The sequence below is a fragment of the Lacrimispora sp. genome (assembly GCF_046972725.1).
In the GTDB taxonomy this organism is placed as follows: domain Bacteria; phylum Bacillota; class Clostridia; order Lachnospirales; family Lachnospiraceae; genus Lacrimispora.
In genome coordinates, this window is the sequence record NZ_JBKVXF010000001.1 from 774,526 (window position 1) to 789,831 (window position 15,306).

The 15,306-nt window shown below is 43.9% G+C and carries 14 protein-coding genes; 2 read left to right on the forward strand and 12 right to left on the reverse strand.

Going from position 1 to position 15,306, the window contains the following annotated elements; translation table 11 throughout:
- Window positions 1-138: 138 nt before the first annotated feature.
- The 4 genes from ACLTWA_RS03880 to ACLTWA_RS03895 all read right to left on the reverse strand — a co-directional run bounded on the left by ACLTWA_RS03880 (window position 139) and on the right by ACLTWA_RS03895 (window position 4,071).
- On the reverse strand, window positions 139-486 hold the full coding sequence (locus ACLTWA_RS03880) for a type II toxin-antitoxin system PemK/MazF family toxin (RefSeq protein ID WP_054740115.1): 348 nt from the start codon (window positions 484-486) through the stop codon (window positions 139-141).
- 115 nt (window positions 487-601) lie between these two features.
- Window positions 602-1,789 carry an alanine racemase gene (alr, locus tag ACLTWA_RS03885; RefSeq protein ID WP_412326239.1) on the reverse strand — a complete coding sequence of 396 codons (1,188 nt, stop codon included), beginning with the start codon at window positions 1,787-1,789 and terminating at the stop codon, window positions 602-604.
- Window positions 1,764-3,320, reverse strand: coding sequence for an NAD(P)H-hydrate dehydratase (locus tag ACLTWA_RS03890; protein WP_412326240.1), 1,557 nt, complete (start codon window positions 3,318-3,320; stop codon window positions 1,764-1,766). Before ACLTWA_RS03890 ends, alr begins: the two co-directional genes overlap by 26 nt.
- A 100-nt stretch (window positions 3,321-3,420) precedes the next feature.
- Window positions 3,421-4,071 (reverse strand): redox-sensing transcriptional repressor Rex, encoded by a 651-nt coding sequence (locus tag ACLTWA_RS03895; protein WP_412326241.1) that lies wholly within the window; start codon window positions 4,069-4,071, stop codon window positions 3,421-3,423.
- A 155-nt stretch (window positions 4,072-4,226) separates the two neighbouring features.
- Between ACLTWA_RS03895 and ACLTWA_RS03900 the strand changes: the two genes are divergently transcribed.
- Window positions 4,227-6,140 carry an ABC-F family ATP-binding cassette domain-containing protein gene (locus ACLTWA_RS03900; RefSeq protein WP_412326242.1) on the forward strand — a complete coding sequence of 638 codons (1,914 nt, stop codon included), beginning with the start codon at window positions 4,227-4,229 and terminating at the stop codon, window positions 6,138-6,140.
- Between the two features lie 37 nt (window positions 6,141-6,177).
- Here ACLTWA_RS03900 and ACLTWA_RS03905 read toward each other — a convergent pair whose 3' ends face one another.
- The 3 genes from ACLTWA_RS03905 to ACLTWA_RS03915 all read right to left on the reverse strand — a co-directional run bounded on the left by ACLTWA_RS03905 (window position 6,178) and on the right by ACLTWA_RS03915 (window position 8,663).
- Window positions 6,178-6,918, reverse strand: coding sequence for an NADPH-dependent oxidoreductase (locus ACLTWA_RS03905; protein WP_412326243.1), 741 nt, complete (start codon window positions 6,916-6,918; stop codon window positions 6,178-6,180).
- Window positions 6,919-6,955: 37 nt separating this feature from the next.
- A complete protein-coding gene (locus ACLTWA_RS03910) occupies window positions 6,956-7,321 on the reverse strand; it encodes a DUF1304 domain-containing protein (protein WP_412326245.1) in 366 nt (121 codons plus the stop codon).
- A 262-nt stretch (window positions 7,322-7,583) separates the two neighbouring features.
- Window positions 7,584-8,663, reverse strand: coding sequence for an N-acetylmuramoyl-L-alanine amidase family protein (locus ACLTWA_RS03915; protein ID WP_412326246.1), 1,080 nt, complete (start codon window positions 8,661-8,663; stop codon window positions 7,584-7,586).
- Window positions 8,664-8,846: 183 nt separating this feature from the next.
- On the opposite strand from ACLTWA_RS03915, the gene ACLTWA_RS03920 reads away from it, so the two are divergent.
- Entirely contained in the window at window positions 8,847-9,077 is a 231-nt protein-coding gene (locus tag ACLTWA_RS03920) for a hypothetical protein (RefSeq protein ID WP_412326248.1), read from the forward strand.
- 71 nt (window positions 9,078-9,148) lie between these two features.
- Here the strand turns inward: ACLTWA_RS03920 and ACLTWA_RS03925 are convergent, their stop codons facing one another.
- From ACLTWA_RS03925 to purC, 5 genes are all read right to left on the reverse strand, one after another.
- Window positions 9,149-10,426 (reverse strand): adenylosuccinate synthase, encoded by a 1,278-nt coding sequence (locus tag ACLTWA_RS03925; RefSeq protein ID WP_412326249.1) that lies wholly within the window; start codon window positions 10,424-10,426, stop codon window positions 9,149-9,151.
- 99 nt (window positions 10,427-10,525) lie between these two features.
- The gene (locus tag ACLTWA_RS03930; protein ID WP_412326250.1) at window positions 10,526-11,419 is read right to left on the reverse strand and encodes a LysR family transcriptional regulator; all 894 of its coding nucleotides are present in this window, start codon (window positions 11,417-11,419) and stop codon (window positions 10,526-10,528) included.
- A 63-nt stretch (window positions 11,420-11,482) separates the two neighbouring features.
- Complete coding sequence (purB, locus tag ACLTWA_RS03935; RefSeq protein WP_412326251.1) at window positions 11,483-12,913, reverse strand: adenylosuccinate lyase; 1,431 nt, start codon at window positions 12,911-12,913, stop codon at window positions 11,483-11,485.
- Between the two features lie 136 nt (window positions 12,914-13,049).
- Window positions 13,050-14,492 (reverse strand): amidophosphoribosyltransferase, encoded by a 1,443-nt coding sequence (gene purF / locus ACLTWA_RS03940; protein WP_412326252.1) that lies wholly within the window; start codon window positions 14,490-14,492, stop codon window positions 13,050-13,052.
- 26 nt (window positions 14,493-14,518) lie between these two features.
- Entirely contained in the window at window positions 14,519-15,226 is a 708-nt protein-coding gene (gene purC / locus ACLTWA_RS03945; protein ID WP_412326253.1) for a phosphoribosylaminoimidazolesuccinocarboxamide synthase, read from the reverse strand.
- Between the last annotated feature and the right edge of the window lie 80 nt (window positions 15,227-15,306).

Sequence of the window (15,306 nt, forward strand, 5' to 3'; positions counted from 1 at the left end):
TCTTCAGATCGTCAATATTCACGTCCTGGATGCTTTAAAAGCGCAGAATCATACAGTTTTCTTTTGTTCATCAGCATTTGAATATTTCATGAAACTATTTAAAATATAGCATTTTATCAGCATTCCGTCAATAATGAACTATGTATCCAGTTCCAGGCTGACCCTTAATGCACAGTCCACTTCCTGCTGAAGTTCTTCATCAATATGACAGATCTTCTCTTTGAGCCTCTGCTTGTCAATCGTTCGAAGCTGTTCCAGAAGAATCACCGAATCTTTAATCATATCACACTTTTTTGTATCAAGCTCCACATGGGTGGGAAGCTTTGCCTTGTTCATTCTGGAAGTTATCGCTGCACAGATCACGGTTGGACTGTGCTTATTTCCTATGTCGTTCTGTATAATAAGAACCGGGCGGATACCGCCTTGTTCAGAGCCTACTACCGGTCTAAGATCGGCATAATAAATGTCTCCACGTCTGATTATCACATTCTCACACTCCGTCAATTTATTTAAGTCTATTATTGACCTTCTTTGACTCGTGTATACACTCAAGTTTTTCTGCCGCATACCTTATGATATGATTTGGACATGGAGTTTGTTATCACACCTTTTGAAACCCTTTATAACAATCGTCAAAATAATCCTTCGTACCAACGATCTGACCATTTTCATAATACACCCTGGGAACCCGTTTGCCGATGTCGCATATAATCTCGTAATGAAATCCTCCGCAGGTATTGGCTACCTCCTCTACCGTGATCTGTTCCTGACCCTGGGTGCCAATTAAAACCACTTCGTCGTCTTCGTCTGCCTCCTGGATTTCTGTAACATCTGCCATGAACTGGTCCATGCAGACTCTTCCCAGAATTCTGGCACGCTGACCTCTTATGAGGACCTCTCCCTTTCCGGAAAGATTTCTTGGATAGCCGTCTCCGTATCCTACCGGAATGGTTGCCACCACCATGTCTTTTTCCGCCACAAAGGTTCCCCCATAGCTTACAGCCGTACCCGGGCCAATTTTTTTTATGTAAGATACCACACTCTTCAATTCCATGGCAGGGGTCAGTTTTACGGTTTCTTTATCAACCTGATCCGATGGATAAAGCCCATAGATGGATATTCCCGCACGCACCGCATGGAAATTTGCTGCAGGAATATCCAGAATACCCGCACTGTTGGAGCAATGGAGAACCGGAATGCGGATTCCTCTTTCCGACAGCATATCCACAAATTTCCGGTATTCCTTTATTTGTCTTTCCGTTGATGCCTTATCGGTTTCATCTGCCTTTGCAAAGTGAGTGAACAGCCCCTCCACTTCAATACCTGGAAGACCGCATATTCTCACAGCCTCTTCTGCAGCCTCTTTTGTGACCGGAAATCCGATCCGGCTCATACCGGTATCCACAGCGAGATGAACAATGGCTTTCTTTCCTGCCTTGCAAGCCGCCTTTGAAAGGAGACAAGCCCTTTTATACTGGAATACGGACGAGCTGATTCCATATTCCACCAGAAGATCATATCCTTCCAAAGGAACGACTCCCAGCACCAGAACAGGCTTTTGTATGCCGTGTTTTCTTAATATGACGCCTTCTTCTGCCGTCGCGACCGCATATCCCCACACATAAGGATCAATGGCCAAAGCAACAGGAACCGCTCCATGCCCATAGCCATCAGACTTTACAACACCGATTATCTTAGTTCCTTCTGCCAGATTTGCCTGCATTGCCTCCATATTGTGCTTGATTGCGTCCAAATTCACTGATTCAAAAACCCTGCCATATAATTTCATCTCTTTGTTCCCTCGTTTGCTCCTGCATTATTGTATATATTTCCTCTGTCAGCTGAGTGGCTAGCAGACTATAACTTCCATATCTTTCTCTTACTGCGTCTCCAGCACGGCCGTGAAGCCAGACTCCAAGGGCCGCCGCATCCGATTCTTCAAGTCCCAGGGCCAGGAGACCGGCGATGATTCCTGTCAGTACATCCCCTGATCCGGCTTTTGCCATGGCGCTGTTGCCGCTTGAATTGACGAATGTTCTCTGATCCTTACATGCACCGATGGTCACCGCATCCTTTAAGACACAGGTGATTCCAAACCGGTCCGCATACTCCCTGGCTGCTGCAATCAGATTTTTTCTTATGGTTTCTATGGAACTGCCCGTCAGTCTTGCCATCTCACCAAGATGGGGAGTCACGATAATATTTTCTGTAAAATAACCAGTCAGCTCCGGATTGGCTGCAATCGTACCCAGACCATCTGCATCCAGTATGATAGGTACATAGGCGTTGGTCAGCACTCCTTCCACCAGATTTTTCACATAAGCTTCCCGTCCCAGCCCTGGTCCTAAGACAATTACGCTTGCCCATTCGCACTGGGTTCTCATTAACTCCTGAAAAGCATCGGTTCCTGCTTCCGCTTCTTTAGGATCATAAGTTACTATGATGGCTTCAGGAAGTCCGGTCTGCAAAATGGTCCGGTTATCTTCAACGGTAAATATCTTTACCAAGCCGGCTCCTGTCCGATAGGCGGCAAGAGCGCTTAAATATGCCGCACCGCTCATATTCCGTCCGCCTGCTGCTATAAGAACTTTTCCAAAGCTTCCCTTGTTTGAATAAGCCGGACGCTTTGGGATCAGTCTTTCATCCCCTGGTTCATAGGTGAAGTATCCGGTGCCGGTTTCCAAGAGACTTTTCTCCGGAAAACCAATATCAGCCACTATTACCTGACCGCAGTATTCTTTTCCGGGATAAAGCATGGATCCCAGCTTTTCATAACCAAAGGTTACCGTTACATCTGCCCGAAAAGCCGTTCCCATGACCTGCCCCGTATCTGAATGGATTCCGGAAGCAATATCCACAGCAATGGTAAATCCCGGACGGCATTCGATGAATTTTTCCATAATCTCACCATAAGCGCCAAGTATTTCTCTGTTAAGGCCCACGCCAAAGAGTGCATCCACAAAAAGCACACATCTGCCGGGACTAAAACCGGAATAGTCGATGAAATGGACGCCTACTTTTTCTGCGATATCAATCTGTATGCCGTACTCCCGGCTTCCTCCGTCCTTTTTTCCGGCAAGGATTGCCAGTACCTGATACCCTTTTAAATGAAGCATTCTGGCGGCCGCCACTCCATCTGCCCCATTATTTCCATTGCCGCACAGAATCCATATTGGGTCTGTCTTTTGCACATGTTTTTTTACTTCCTCAAAAACTGCCAAAGCAGCGCGCTCCATAAGGACCAGTGAAGGTATCCCAATGCGTTCTATGGTATATTGGTCCACTTCTTTCATCTGACTTTCTGTAACCAGATACCTCATAATGCGTTCCCCTTCCTATAAAAAACAACCGGCAGCAAAGAGTCCTTCCTCTTCGTCTGCCGGCAGGCATACTCCTTTATTCTTAAAGTTGTCTGTTGTCTTATTCTCCGGCCTGTTCTTGATCCTGCATGCTGCATACCCGGTAAGATAACCGCATCAGGCTCTCTGACAAATGGACATTTTCAACCACTACATCATCCGGTACTGTCAAATCCGTGTGGGCGAAATTCCAGATAGCCTTGATTCCTGCCTTTACAAGGCGGTCTGCAATCTCCGGTGCCTTGGTCTTTGGAATCGTCAAAGCTGCGATCTGGACATCATTATCCTTCACGAACTGTTCCAGATCATCTACGCTGCGAATCTCTATCCCGCGGACCACAAGACCGATCAGGCGCGGATTAATATCAAACATTCCCTTAATCAGGAAACCACGCTTTTCAAAGTTTGCATAATTGGCAATCGCCTGCCCCAGGTTTCCGGCACCAATAATAATCAGATTATGCTGCCTGTCAATTCCCAGTATCTTTGCTATCTCTGTATATAAATATTTCACATTATAGCCATATCCCTGCTGACCGAATCCTCCGAAATTATTCAGATCCTGGCGGATCTGAGAAGCGGTCACTTTCATACGAACACTTAAATCATTGGAGGATATCCGCTCCACTCCATCTTCCAGCAACTCTCCAAGATACCGGTAATATCTCGGAAGCCTGGCAATCACTGCTTTTGAAATTTCTTTATCTGCCACATCTTCACCTTCTTTTACTTAGAATAAACTAACATTATTATAACTTCACGTCAAAATAATGTCAAACGAGATTTATTATTGAATCCTTGAAAAAACAAATGACCTATATTATACTAGTCCTGTTGTCTTACACTTATTCAGGAGGAAATAAAACCATGATTCTTTCATGCAGCAACATAAGCAAAGCTTTTGGAAGCAACGAGGTAATCAAACACGCTTCCTTTCATATAGAAGACCATGAAAAAGCAGCGATTGTGGGCATTAACGGAGCGGGAAAATCCACCCTTTTAAAAATCATCATCGGAGAAATGCCTTCTGATGAAGGTGAGGTTGTTCTATCAAAGGGAAAATCCATGGGATATCTGGCACAGCACCAGGATCTTACAGGGGATAAAACCATCTATGAAGAAGTCCTCGAAGTGAAACGCCCGATTATTGAGATGGAAGCCAGAATCCGGCAGATGGAACTGGATATGAAGCATCTTACAGGCAGCGAGTTAAGCAGTATGCTCACCTCCTACAGCCGGCTCAATCATGAGTTTGAGCAGCAAAACGGCTATGCCTATCAAAGTGAAATAACCGGAGTCTTAAAAGGACTGGGTTTTACGGAAGAAGAATTTCATAAACCTGTTTCTGCTTTGTCCGGAGGGCAGAAAACCCGTGTATCCTTAGGACGCCTTCTCCTTACAAAACCGGATATCATCCTTTTGGATGAGCCTACCAACCATCTGGATATGGAATCCATCGCCTGGCTGGAAAGCTATTTGATCAATTACGACGGCAGCGTGATCATCGTGGCTCATGACCGTTACTTTTTAGACCGCGTGGTAACAAAAGTCATTGAACTTGACAATGGAATCATGAATGTCTATCAGGGGAACTATACGGATTACAGCCAAAAGCGGGCCATGATCCGGGAAGCGCAGAGAAAGGCCTATATCAATCAGCAGCAGGAAATCAAGCATCAGGAAGAAGTTATCGCTAAGTTAAAATCATTTAACCGGGAAAAATCCATCCGCCGGGCAGAAAGCCGGGAAAAGATGCTTGAAAAAATAGAATTACTGGATAAACCAACGGAAATCAATGATGAGATGCGGATTCGTCTGGAACCCAATATCATCAGCGGCAACGATGTTCTCACGGTACGGGGATTAAAGAAGGCCTTTCACCAAAATCTACTTTTTGATCAGGTAAACTTTGAGATAAAGAGGGGGGAACGGGTGGCGATTATCGGCGGCAACGGAACCGGCAAGACAACAATCCTCAAGATACTCAACGGAATCCTTCAGGCAGATGCAGGGGAAATCCGGTTAGGCTCCAAGGTACATATCGGCTATTATGACCAGGAGCATCAGGTACTTCACATGGATAAGACTCTTTTTGATGAATTGCAGGATACCTACCCTTCCATGAACAATACCCAGATCCGCAATATTCTGGCAGCTTTTCTCTTTACCGGAGATGATGTATATAAACGAGTCAAAGATTTAAGCGGCGGCGAGCGGGGCAGAGTCTCTCTTGCAAAGCTTATGCTCTCCGAAGCCAATTTCCTTATTTTGGATGAGCCTACCAACCATCTGGATATTACCTCAAAGGAGATTTTGGAGGATGCCTTGATAAACTATACGGGAACCGTACTATATGTATCCCATGACCGTTATTTCATCAATAAGACCGCCACCAGAATCCTTGACTTAACCAATAAGAGTCTGGTCGATTATATCGGTAATTATGATTACTACCTGGAAAAGAAGGATCTTATGACCAGCCTGTATACAGCTGCCCCTTCCGCAGATCCTGCTTGCGGGGAAGACGTCTCAGAGACAAAGCTTGACTGGAAAGCCCAAAAAGAAGAACAGGCCCGTTTAAGAAAGCGGCAGAACGATCTTAAGAAAACCGAGGAAGAAATTCACCGCCTGGAAACAAGGGATGGAGAGATTGATGAACTGCTTGTACAGGAAGATGTCTTTACCGATGTTCCCAGACTGATGGAGCTAAATCAGGAAAAGGAAGCCATTTCAAAACAATTGGAAGCACTTTATGAACAGTGGGAAGAATTGGCTGAATAAAAAACGGAAAGCTGCTGTTTGCGGCTTTCCGTTTTATTTATTTATCATTTGTAAATTTCTGATCCTTTAAAGTTTGATAAACTTTCGGATAATAAACACTCTGATAAATATTGGAAGTGTATTTGCTCCAGTTTTCTTCTTTTTCCAGTCCAATTTCATTTAAATAAACTTCCATGTCCTTGTCATACCGGTCAATTGCCTCCTTTAATCCCTCTGTCTGATAAACTTCTTTATGCTTATAGGTTTCAAAAGGCAATCTTGGTTTCTTACGGGAATGATCTTTTGGATATCCTACCGCAAGACCTACCGCGGGATAGGTATAGGGCGGCAGATTTAGCAATTTAATCAGCTCATCCGGGCTCCTGCGGACACCGCCGATCGGTACGATTCCAAGTCCCAGAGATTCCGCAGATATGATTGCTGCCCCCATAGCAAGACCTGCATCAAAAGTTCCCACCATAGTTCCTTCCACACTTTCGTGAATCACCTGATTGAGACCATTTTTCTCCGCTGCAAGGTTGGTTTTATAGAAGTCCATAAGAAATACAAGAAATACCGGCGCTTCTTCAATCCATCTCTGATTGCCTGCAAGCTGGGCAATCTTTGCCTTTGTTTCCTTATCTTTTATTACGATTACGGAGCTCTGCTGCCCATTGATAGAACTGGGCATGGACTGGGCTGCCTTTAGGATCTCATCGATAATTTCATCGTCAATGTCCTTATTAAGAAAGCTTCTTATGGATCTGTGATCCTGTATCAGTTTTATTGTATCATTCATGATTCATCTCTCCTGTTATTTTATTTTTCATTACTGTTTACCGTACCGCTGCCACCAGGATCAGTACCAGCAAAGCAGGCAGTGCCTGTTTCAAAAAAATTGACTTTGAAGAAGTCAGAGCCCCGAATGTCCCTGCTAAGACCACGCAAGTCAGAAAAAATAAAGCTATATTTTCTGCCCATAGGGGATTTCCTATGAACAAAGACCAGATAAGTCCACCAGCTAAAAAGCCATTATACAGTCCCTGATTTGCAGCCAGCACTTTTGTCTTACCAAAAAGCTCCGGGTCTATGGACGTAAATATACGCTTTCCTGTTGTTGTCCATGCAAACATTTCCACCCATAAGATATACAAATGCTCTGCCGCTATGAGTGCAACCAGAATACCAGTGAATAAACTCAACAAAATACCTCCCGTCTCATATTTTATTTTATAATTTTATTTTATAAAATTCAATTGTTTGCAACTTATATAATAATATTATACGTTTATCCGTAAATTGTCAACACTTATTTTCTATATTTCTATCAGAAAGAATCCCGCTTGCGGGATTATCCGCCTGCGTCGGGTGTCCGCAGTGGAATCTTCCCGAAGTTTTTTTATCGTATAGGACGAACTTTCCTATACGATAAAAAAAGCGGCCTGGATCTTTCTCCAAAACCGCTTACTCTTTCTGCGCCTGCTCATATAAAATATTTTTTAATATCTCCGTTACCTCAGGCGCTTCTTTCTGCATCTCAGATCTGGTCGATGGAGAACCCACATAAGCTCCTACCAGCTTTCCAAAATAAAAAATAAAATCATCAGTAAAATAATCCGGTATATACACAAATTCCTCCACTGAATCCCGGTTCATAATCAAATCCGTTGCTGCCGTACTGTCCGGGTCATAGCTTCCCGAAGCATATCCGATATACTCACCGAATGCTTCTGTTAAATCTGACGGATTACAGATTTTAATCTTCTTATAATTGGTATCCAGTTTATGACATACATAATAAACGCCGTTTCCTGTAACCGGTGCGGAAAAATACTGTTTCCTCGGATAATAAAGGACCTGCCAGCCCTGATCTGCGAATTTCTTTACCCAATGTCTTGGTATGTTTTTTGATGCCTCCGTAAAAGCCTCCTTAATTTCCTCCGTAGGAGTATAGGAGCCTTGCTTTCCTTCAATAGCTATATCCAGTTCCCTGTTTCTTATGCCGTTTTCATCCATGTAGGCCAATCCTACATACTGGTTCGCCGCCATCTGCCCATTATCAAAAAAATAATATCTCTTTCCTGATATGTTCTTATAACCGGAGGAAGCCATCTCCCCCTTGTTGTTAAACCAGTACCAGCTCCCGTCCTTTTCCTGATACCACCCCTTCTGCGGATAACCGTCTTCCCTGTAATAATGCCACTTTTCCTCCTCCTCATTATACAGCCAGCCCACTTCCAGCTCGCCGCTTTCAGAAAAATAATACTCCATGCCGCCTATCTTCTTCCAATCCACAGCCATGTAACCATCATTGTCAAAATAGTACCAGAAACCATCTATTTTTTCCCAGGAATTCCTTTTGTAAGTTCCCTTGTCATCAATATACTTCCAGCCATCATAATCCTTCTGCCACTGCCATACAGGATTTAAAGCCTGTCCATCTATGTCCTGCGTCTGAGTGTTGGTTTCCTCTGCAGCTGAAGCCATGGAGATTCCCAGACACAAACCGATACATACGGACACCATTAACCAGCTTTTTTTCAAGGATACTTTCACTCCTTTCAAGACTTACCTTATAATTATTAAAATTTTACTATACTTTAATAGAAATGTACAGGTTTCAAATAATAAGTTTTTATAAACAATCTCTAAGGTTTTCTTTTACAATTTAACGTTTATAGGATATAATAATAAAAATGATCGGATTCAGAAAGCGAGGTACCTCCCATGAAATGGAAACGCCCTTTGGCCATGATCGGAATTATTTTCCTTTTATCCATCTACATCATCGCCATTATATCAGCTTTTTCCCATCATCCGGAAGCGAAAAACTGGCTGATGGCTGCAATTTTTTCTACTGTAATTGTCCCTGTTTTGATTTATGCCATTCAGCTGGTCTACCGGGTACTAAAGCCTGATCCCGGAAAAACACAGGAAGCAAAAAAAGATCAGAAATAATAAATAACGGAGAACAGGAATAAGCCAATGAACTTTTTCCATATTCTCCGTTTTCTTATCTGACCATAATTTTATTTGCGGTAAATGATTTCATCTCTTCCAGGTCCGTTAGATACCATTGTAATCGGCGTCTCCAGCTCCTGCTCAATGTATTCAATGTATTTTCTGCAGTTCTCCGGAAGGTCTTCGTATTTTTTAATTCCTCGGATTTCGCATTTCCAGCCGGGAAGTGTGGTATATACCGGCTTTGCCTTATTAAGCTGAGCCGTGGTAGGGAAATCCTTTGTTACCTTTCCATCGATCTCATATCCGATACAAATGGGCAGTTCATCAAGATATCCCAGAACATCAAGAACGGTCAATGCTACCTCTGTTGCCCCCTGAATGCGGCAGCCATATCTGGAAGCGACTGCATCAAACCAGCCCATTCGTCTCGGCCGGCCGGTGGTTGCACCAAACTCTCCGCCATCACCGCCTCTGCGTCTTAATTCATCTGCTTCTTCCCCGAAAATCTCACTGACAAATGCGCCTGCACCAACTGCGCTGGAATAAGCTTTTACAACAGTCGTAATATTTTTGATCTCATAGGGGGGAATCCCTGCACCAATGGCTCCGTAAGCAGCCAAAGTTGAAGAGGAAGTTACCATCGGGTAAATACCGTGATCCGTATCCTTTAAAGATCCTAACTGACCTTCCAAAAGAATGTTTTTTCCTTCTTTAATGGCTTCATGAAGATATTTGGACACATCACATACGAACGGCTTCACCATTTCCCTGTATTCCAGGAGGGTTTTAAACAATTCTTCCGGATCAATTGCCGGTTTATGATAAAGATGCTCTAATAAAACATTCTTTGTTTCACAAACACGGAAAACCTTTTCTTTTAAGCTTTCCTCATCAAAAAGCTCGCTTACCTGAAAGCCGATCTTTGCATATTTATCTGAATAAAACGGAGCAATCCCAGATTTGGTGGAACCAAAGGACTGTTTGCCCAAACGCTCTTCCTCATACTGGTCAAACAAAATGTGGTATGGCATCAGAATCTGCGCACGGTCAGAAACCAGAATCTGAGGCTTCGGAACACCTTTGCTTACAAGTTCTCCCACCTCCTTAACCAGGAAAGGGATGTTTAATGCCACGCCATTGCCGATAATACTTGTCGTATGATTGTAGAATACGCCTGACGGCAGAAGGTGAAGTGCAAATTTACCGTAATTGTTGATGATTGTATGCCCGGCGTTACTGCCGCCCTGATAACGAATAATGATATCAGATTCCTTTGCCAGCATATCTGTGATCTTGCCTTTTCCTTCGTCGCCCCAATTGGCGCCTACGATTGCTCTTACCATTTGATTGTTCCTCCTTCGAGTGAAAATACCTTTTACTATTCTATGATAGCGCAAAGTATTCCATAAGTAAAATCAATATTATTTATATTCCTCATAATTTCAGCTTATATTGCTTGTCATTAGCTGCAGCAAACGCTTTCCCGCCGGTGAAACAGGGGTCCTGCTGTCTGTAATGATGGAAAAGTGCCGCTTTGGCATTTCTTCCTGAAATTTCAGCTCCAGTAGATTTCCTTTTTCCAGTTCCACTTTGGCAAATCCTGACATCACACATCCGACCCCAAGATTTCGCATGGCAAACTGTACGATCATATCGCTGGTGGAAAGTTCAAATTCCGGTTCCACCTCCACGCCTCTCTCTGCCAGATACTGATCCATAAAGGTCCTTGTGCTGGTATTTTTCTCCAGAAAAATGCAGGGAAGGTCCTTTAAGGCATCATAGCTTAATTTTTTCCCTTCTAAATAACGGAATTTATCCCCGGCAATAAATACATTTTCAACTTCTTTTACCGGCCTGCTGACCACTTCCGCCTTTGCTTCAAAAGGAGTGCTGACCACTCCGAAATCAATCTTTCCTTCATATAAGAAGCGCAGGGTTTCCGGAGTAGGTCCGTTGGAAACCATAACTTTTATTCCCGGGTGAAGTTCATGAAACTTTTCCAGATAAGGCAGCAGATAAAACTGCAGGGTCATATCACTGGCACCGATCCGCACCTCGCCGGTATCCAGATCTTTCATCCGCTTAAGCATATTTTCCCCGTGCCAGATACTGTCCAAACCGGATTTCACATATTCATAGAGAAACGCGCCTTCCCTTGTCATACGGACACCCTTTGAGGTACGTAAAAAAAGCTGGCTGTCTAAGGATTGTTCCAGCTGCCTCACTGCCTGACTCACCGCAGGCTGGGAGATACATAACCGTTCCGCTGCCAGTGTAATGCTGCCCAGCTGAGCCACATAATAAAACACCTTATAGTATTCCAAATTGATGCTCATGAATTCCTCCTGATAAAAACAAAATGCAGGCAGACCAAATTTTTTCAGTCCGCCTGCTTAGAACTATACGTTAATCTCTGCTGTCAGTCCAAGTACCTCTTTGTTTTTTTCAAGCAGAGGGGTAATTACTTCCTCCAGATAATCCGTAACCTGAACAGGAGCACAGCCAACATACTTGCCCGGTTCCATGCTCTTTTTCAGATCATCAAGCGTCAGATTAAAGGTGGGATCTGCTGCAATCAGCTCCAGCAGATTGTTATCAAGGCCGCGTTCCTTCACATTCCGCCCGGCCTCCATGGACAGTTCCCGGATTCTTTCATGAAGCTCCTGCCGGTCTCCGCCAGCCTTTACTGCATCCATCATAATATTTTCTGTCGCCATAAACGGAAGCTCTGCCATCATATGCTTTTCAATTACCTTGGGATATACCACAAGTCCGTCTACCACATTTAAATAAAGGTCTAAAATACCATCGATTGCCAGAAATCCTTCCGGAACGCTTAATCTCTTGTTTGCAGAATCATCAAGCGTCCGCTCAAACCACTGAGTGGAAGAAACCAGCATAGGATTCATGACATCTGCCATTACATAGTTGGAAAGAGAGGCAATCCGTTCACTTCTCATAGGATTACGCTTATAGGCCATGGCAGAAGAACCGATCTGGCTCTTTTCAAATGGCTCCTCAACCTCTTTTAAGTGCTGTAACAGACGGATGTCATTGGAGAATTTGTGTGCACTCTGGGCAATCCCTGCCAGAACATTTACCACACGGCTGTCCACTTTTCTGGAATAAGTCTGTCCGGAAACCGGATAACATCCTGTAAATCCCATCTTTTCTGCAATCAGGCGGTCTAATTTTCTCACCTTATCCATATCACCGTCAAAAAGCTCCAGAAAACTTGCCTGAGTTCCGGTGGTGCCTTTTGAACCAAGAAGACGGATTGACCCAAGCAGAAAATCCAGATCCTCCAGATCCATGGTAAGATCATGGATCCACAAAGTGGCACGCTTTCCTACCGTCGTAGGCTGGGCCGGCTGGAAATGGGTAAAGGCAAGGGTGGGAAGTTCCTTATAGGTATCGGCAAATTTTGCCAATTCCCCGATCACATTTATCAATTTATTTCTAACAAGCGTTAAAGCCTCTGTCATAACAATGAGATCCGTATTATCCCCAACATAACAGGAAGTTGCGCCCAAATGAATAATGCCTTTGGCTTTTGGACACTGAACACCGTATGCATATACGTGGGACATCACATCATGACGGACCTCTTTTTCCCTCTGTCTGGCCACATCATAATTAATCTCTTCCTGGTGCGCCTTTAACTCTTCTATCTGTTCTTCCGAAATCGGAAGCCCCAGTTCTCTTTCTGCTTCCGCAAGTGCAATCCAGAGTTTTCTCCATGTTCTGAATTTCTTATCCGGTGAAAAAATGTATTGCATCTCTTTGCTGGCATATCGCTCAGACAATGGGCTTTGGTATCGATCTGTCATGTTTCCTATATTCCTCCTTGGGGTCATATTAGTTTTATGTTATCATATTTTTCATGGTTTGGAAAGGGAAAGAAAAAACCGCCTGACGGGCCTTTTTTAGCCAGCCAGGCGGTCCTCTCACCCAGTACAGATTTTTTTATCTGCTGTATTCTCCGCGGATATCCTCTTTCGGCGGTTCAATCGGATAATTGCCGCTGAAACAGGCCGTACAGATGGGCAGACCAGCCGCCATCTCCGGTAACCGTTCTATATTTAAGTAAGATAGTGAATCCGCTTCCAGCAGCTTCCGTATCTCTTCAATGCTCCGGTTGTGGGCAATCAGCTGATCCTCGTCCGGTATATCTGTTCCAAAATAGCAGGGATGAAGAAACGGAGGGGCACTGATGCGGACATGTACCTCTTTGGCCCCTGCTTCCCGAAGCATATTGACAATCAAAGCACTGGTGGTCCCTCGGACAATGGAATCATCAATCATAATCACACGCTTGCCGGCAACTGCTTCTTTTAAAACATTCAGTTTAATTCTTACAGCAGATTCCCGGTTGCTCTGCTTTGGCTTAATAAACGTCCTTCCCACATAGGAATTCTTAACAAAAGCCGTTCCATAGGGAATACCGGACTGCAGGGAATAACCAAGTGCTGCTGCATTGCCGGATTCGGGTACGCCAACGACGATATCCGCATCCACAGGAGAATCTACCGCAAGGGCACGTCCCGCAGAAAGTCTTGCATGGTAAACACTGACTCCATCAAACACACTGTCCGGTCTTGCAAAATAAATATATTCAAACACACATCTGGCTTCCTTTGATCTATCTGCCGGGCAAAGGCTTGTATCGGAAACAATTCCGTCCTTTGTAATGGTTACGATCTCTCCCGGCAGGACATCCCTGACAAATTCAGCCCCGATCGTGTCAAGAGCACAGCTTTCAGATACAATAATGTAGGCATTATCCCTTTTGCCGATACATAAAGGTTTGAAACCGTAAGGATCTCTGGCCCCGATCAGTTTCCGGGGGCTCATGACAACCAGAGAATAAGCACCGACAATCTTTTTCATGGCATTGGCTACGGCTGACTCAACAGACGAAGTCTTTACCCGTTCTCTTGCGATGTGGTAGGCGATTACTTCTGAATCTATGGTCGTCTGAAAAATAGCTCCGTCATATTCCAGTTCCTTGCGCAGTTCCGGCGCATTGACCAGATTGCCGTTATGAGCCATTGCAAGGGTTCCTTTCACATAGTTAAGAACAAGGGGCTGTGCATTCTCACGTGTACTGCTTCCAGCCGTCGAATAACGAACATGACCTACTCCTATATTGCCGTGAAGACCTTCTAAAATCTCCGGAGTAAAAACTTCATTACATAACCCCATCCCCTTATAGGCACTCACTTTTCCCTTGGGACCTTCCGTATCGCTGACGGCAATTCCGCAGCTTTCCTGTCCTCTGTGCTGTAAAGCAAATAATCCGTAATAAATGGTAGATGCAACTTCAGCGCCATCAAAATCATACATACCGAAGACGCCGCATTCCTCATGTAACTCTTCCTCGATGTTGAAGTTTAATTCGTTACTCATCTAATGTTTTTCCCTCTCTGTGCGGTTTACTGAATACCAAGACGGCGGAACACTTCCTCGTAAGCGCCTTCTACGTCTCCCAAATCTCTGCGGAAACGGTCCTTGTCCAGCTTTTCATGAGTATCTTTATCCCAAAGCCTGCATGTATCCGGAGAAATCTCATCGGCAAGTATCACTTTTCCATGGTAGCGGCCGAATTCGATTTTAAAATCAATGAGGTCAATATTTAAACCGTCAAAATATTCCTGTAATACTTCATTCACCTTAAATGCATACTCTGTAATGGCATCGATCTCCTCCTGAGTTGCAAGATTTAAGGCAAGTGCATAATAATCGTTGATGAACGGATCACCCAGATCATCATTTTTATAGCTGAATTCAAGAGTCGGACAAGAAAACTTTATGCCTTCTTCCATTCCCATCTTCTTGGCGAAGCTTCCGGCGGAGAAATTTCTGATGATGACTTCAAGGGGAACGATCTCCACTTTCTTTACCGCAGTCTCACGGTCATTTAATTCTTCCACCAGATGCGTAGGAACACCTTTGGCCTCTAACTTTTTGAAGATAAAATTGGTCATTCGGTTGTTGATCGCACCTTTTCCGACAATGGTACCTTTTTTAAGGCCATTGAACGCTGTAGCATCATCTTTATATGAAACAATCAATACGTCCGGGTCTTCCGTCGTATAAACTTTTTTTGCTTTTCCTTCATACAGCATTTCTTTTTTCTCCATGGCAACCACCTGTCCTTTTCTGAATTAATTTATAAGTTTTTCAAATAAAACTCTGGTGTTTCAGTAGAAATTATAATACA

Coding starts and splice junctions, on each gene's coding strand:
- alr (WP_412326239.1), bottom strand. CDS start 1,789: ATGAAATTATATGGCAGGGTTTTTGAATCAGTGAATTTGGACGCAATC.
- ACLTWA_RS03890 (WP_412326240.1), bottom strand. CDS start 3,320: ATGAGGTATCTGGTTACAGAAAGTCAGATGAAAGAAGTGGACCAATAT.
- ACLTWA_RS03900 (WP_412326242.1), top strand. CDS start 4,227: ATGATTCTTTCATGCAGCAACATAAGCAAAGCTTTTGGAAGCAACGAG.
- ACLTWA_RS03905 (WP_412326243.1), bottom strand. CDS start 6,918: ATGAATGATACAATAAAACTGATACAGGATCACAGATCCATAAGAAGC.
- ACLTWA_RS03920 (WP_412326248.1), top strand. CDS start 8,847: ATGAAATGGAAACGCCCTTTGGCCATGATCGGAATTATTTTCCTTTTA.
- ACLTWA_RS03925 (WP_412326249.1), bottom strand. CDS start 10,426: ATGGTAAGAGCAATCGTAGGCGCCAATTGGGGCGACGAAGGAAAAGGC.
- ACLTWA_RS03930 (WP_412326250.1), bottom strand. CDS start 11,419: ATGAGCATCAATTTGGAATACTATAAGGTGTTTTATTATGTGGCTCAG.
- purB (WP_412326251.1), bottom strand. CDS start 12,913: ATGACAGATCGATACCAAAGCCCATTGTCTGAGCGATATGCCAGCAAA.
- purF (WP_412326252.1), bottom strand. CDS start 14,492: ATGAGTAACGAATTAAACTTCAACATCGAGGAAGAGTTACATGAGGAA.
- purC (WP_412326253.1), bottom strand. CDS start 15,226: ATGGAGAAAAAAGAAATGCTGTATGAAGGAAAAGCAAAAAAAGTTTAT.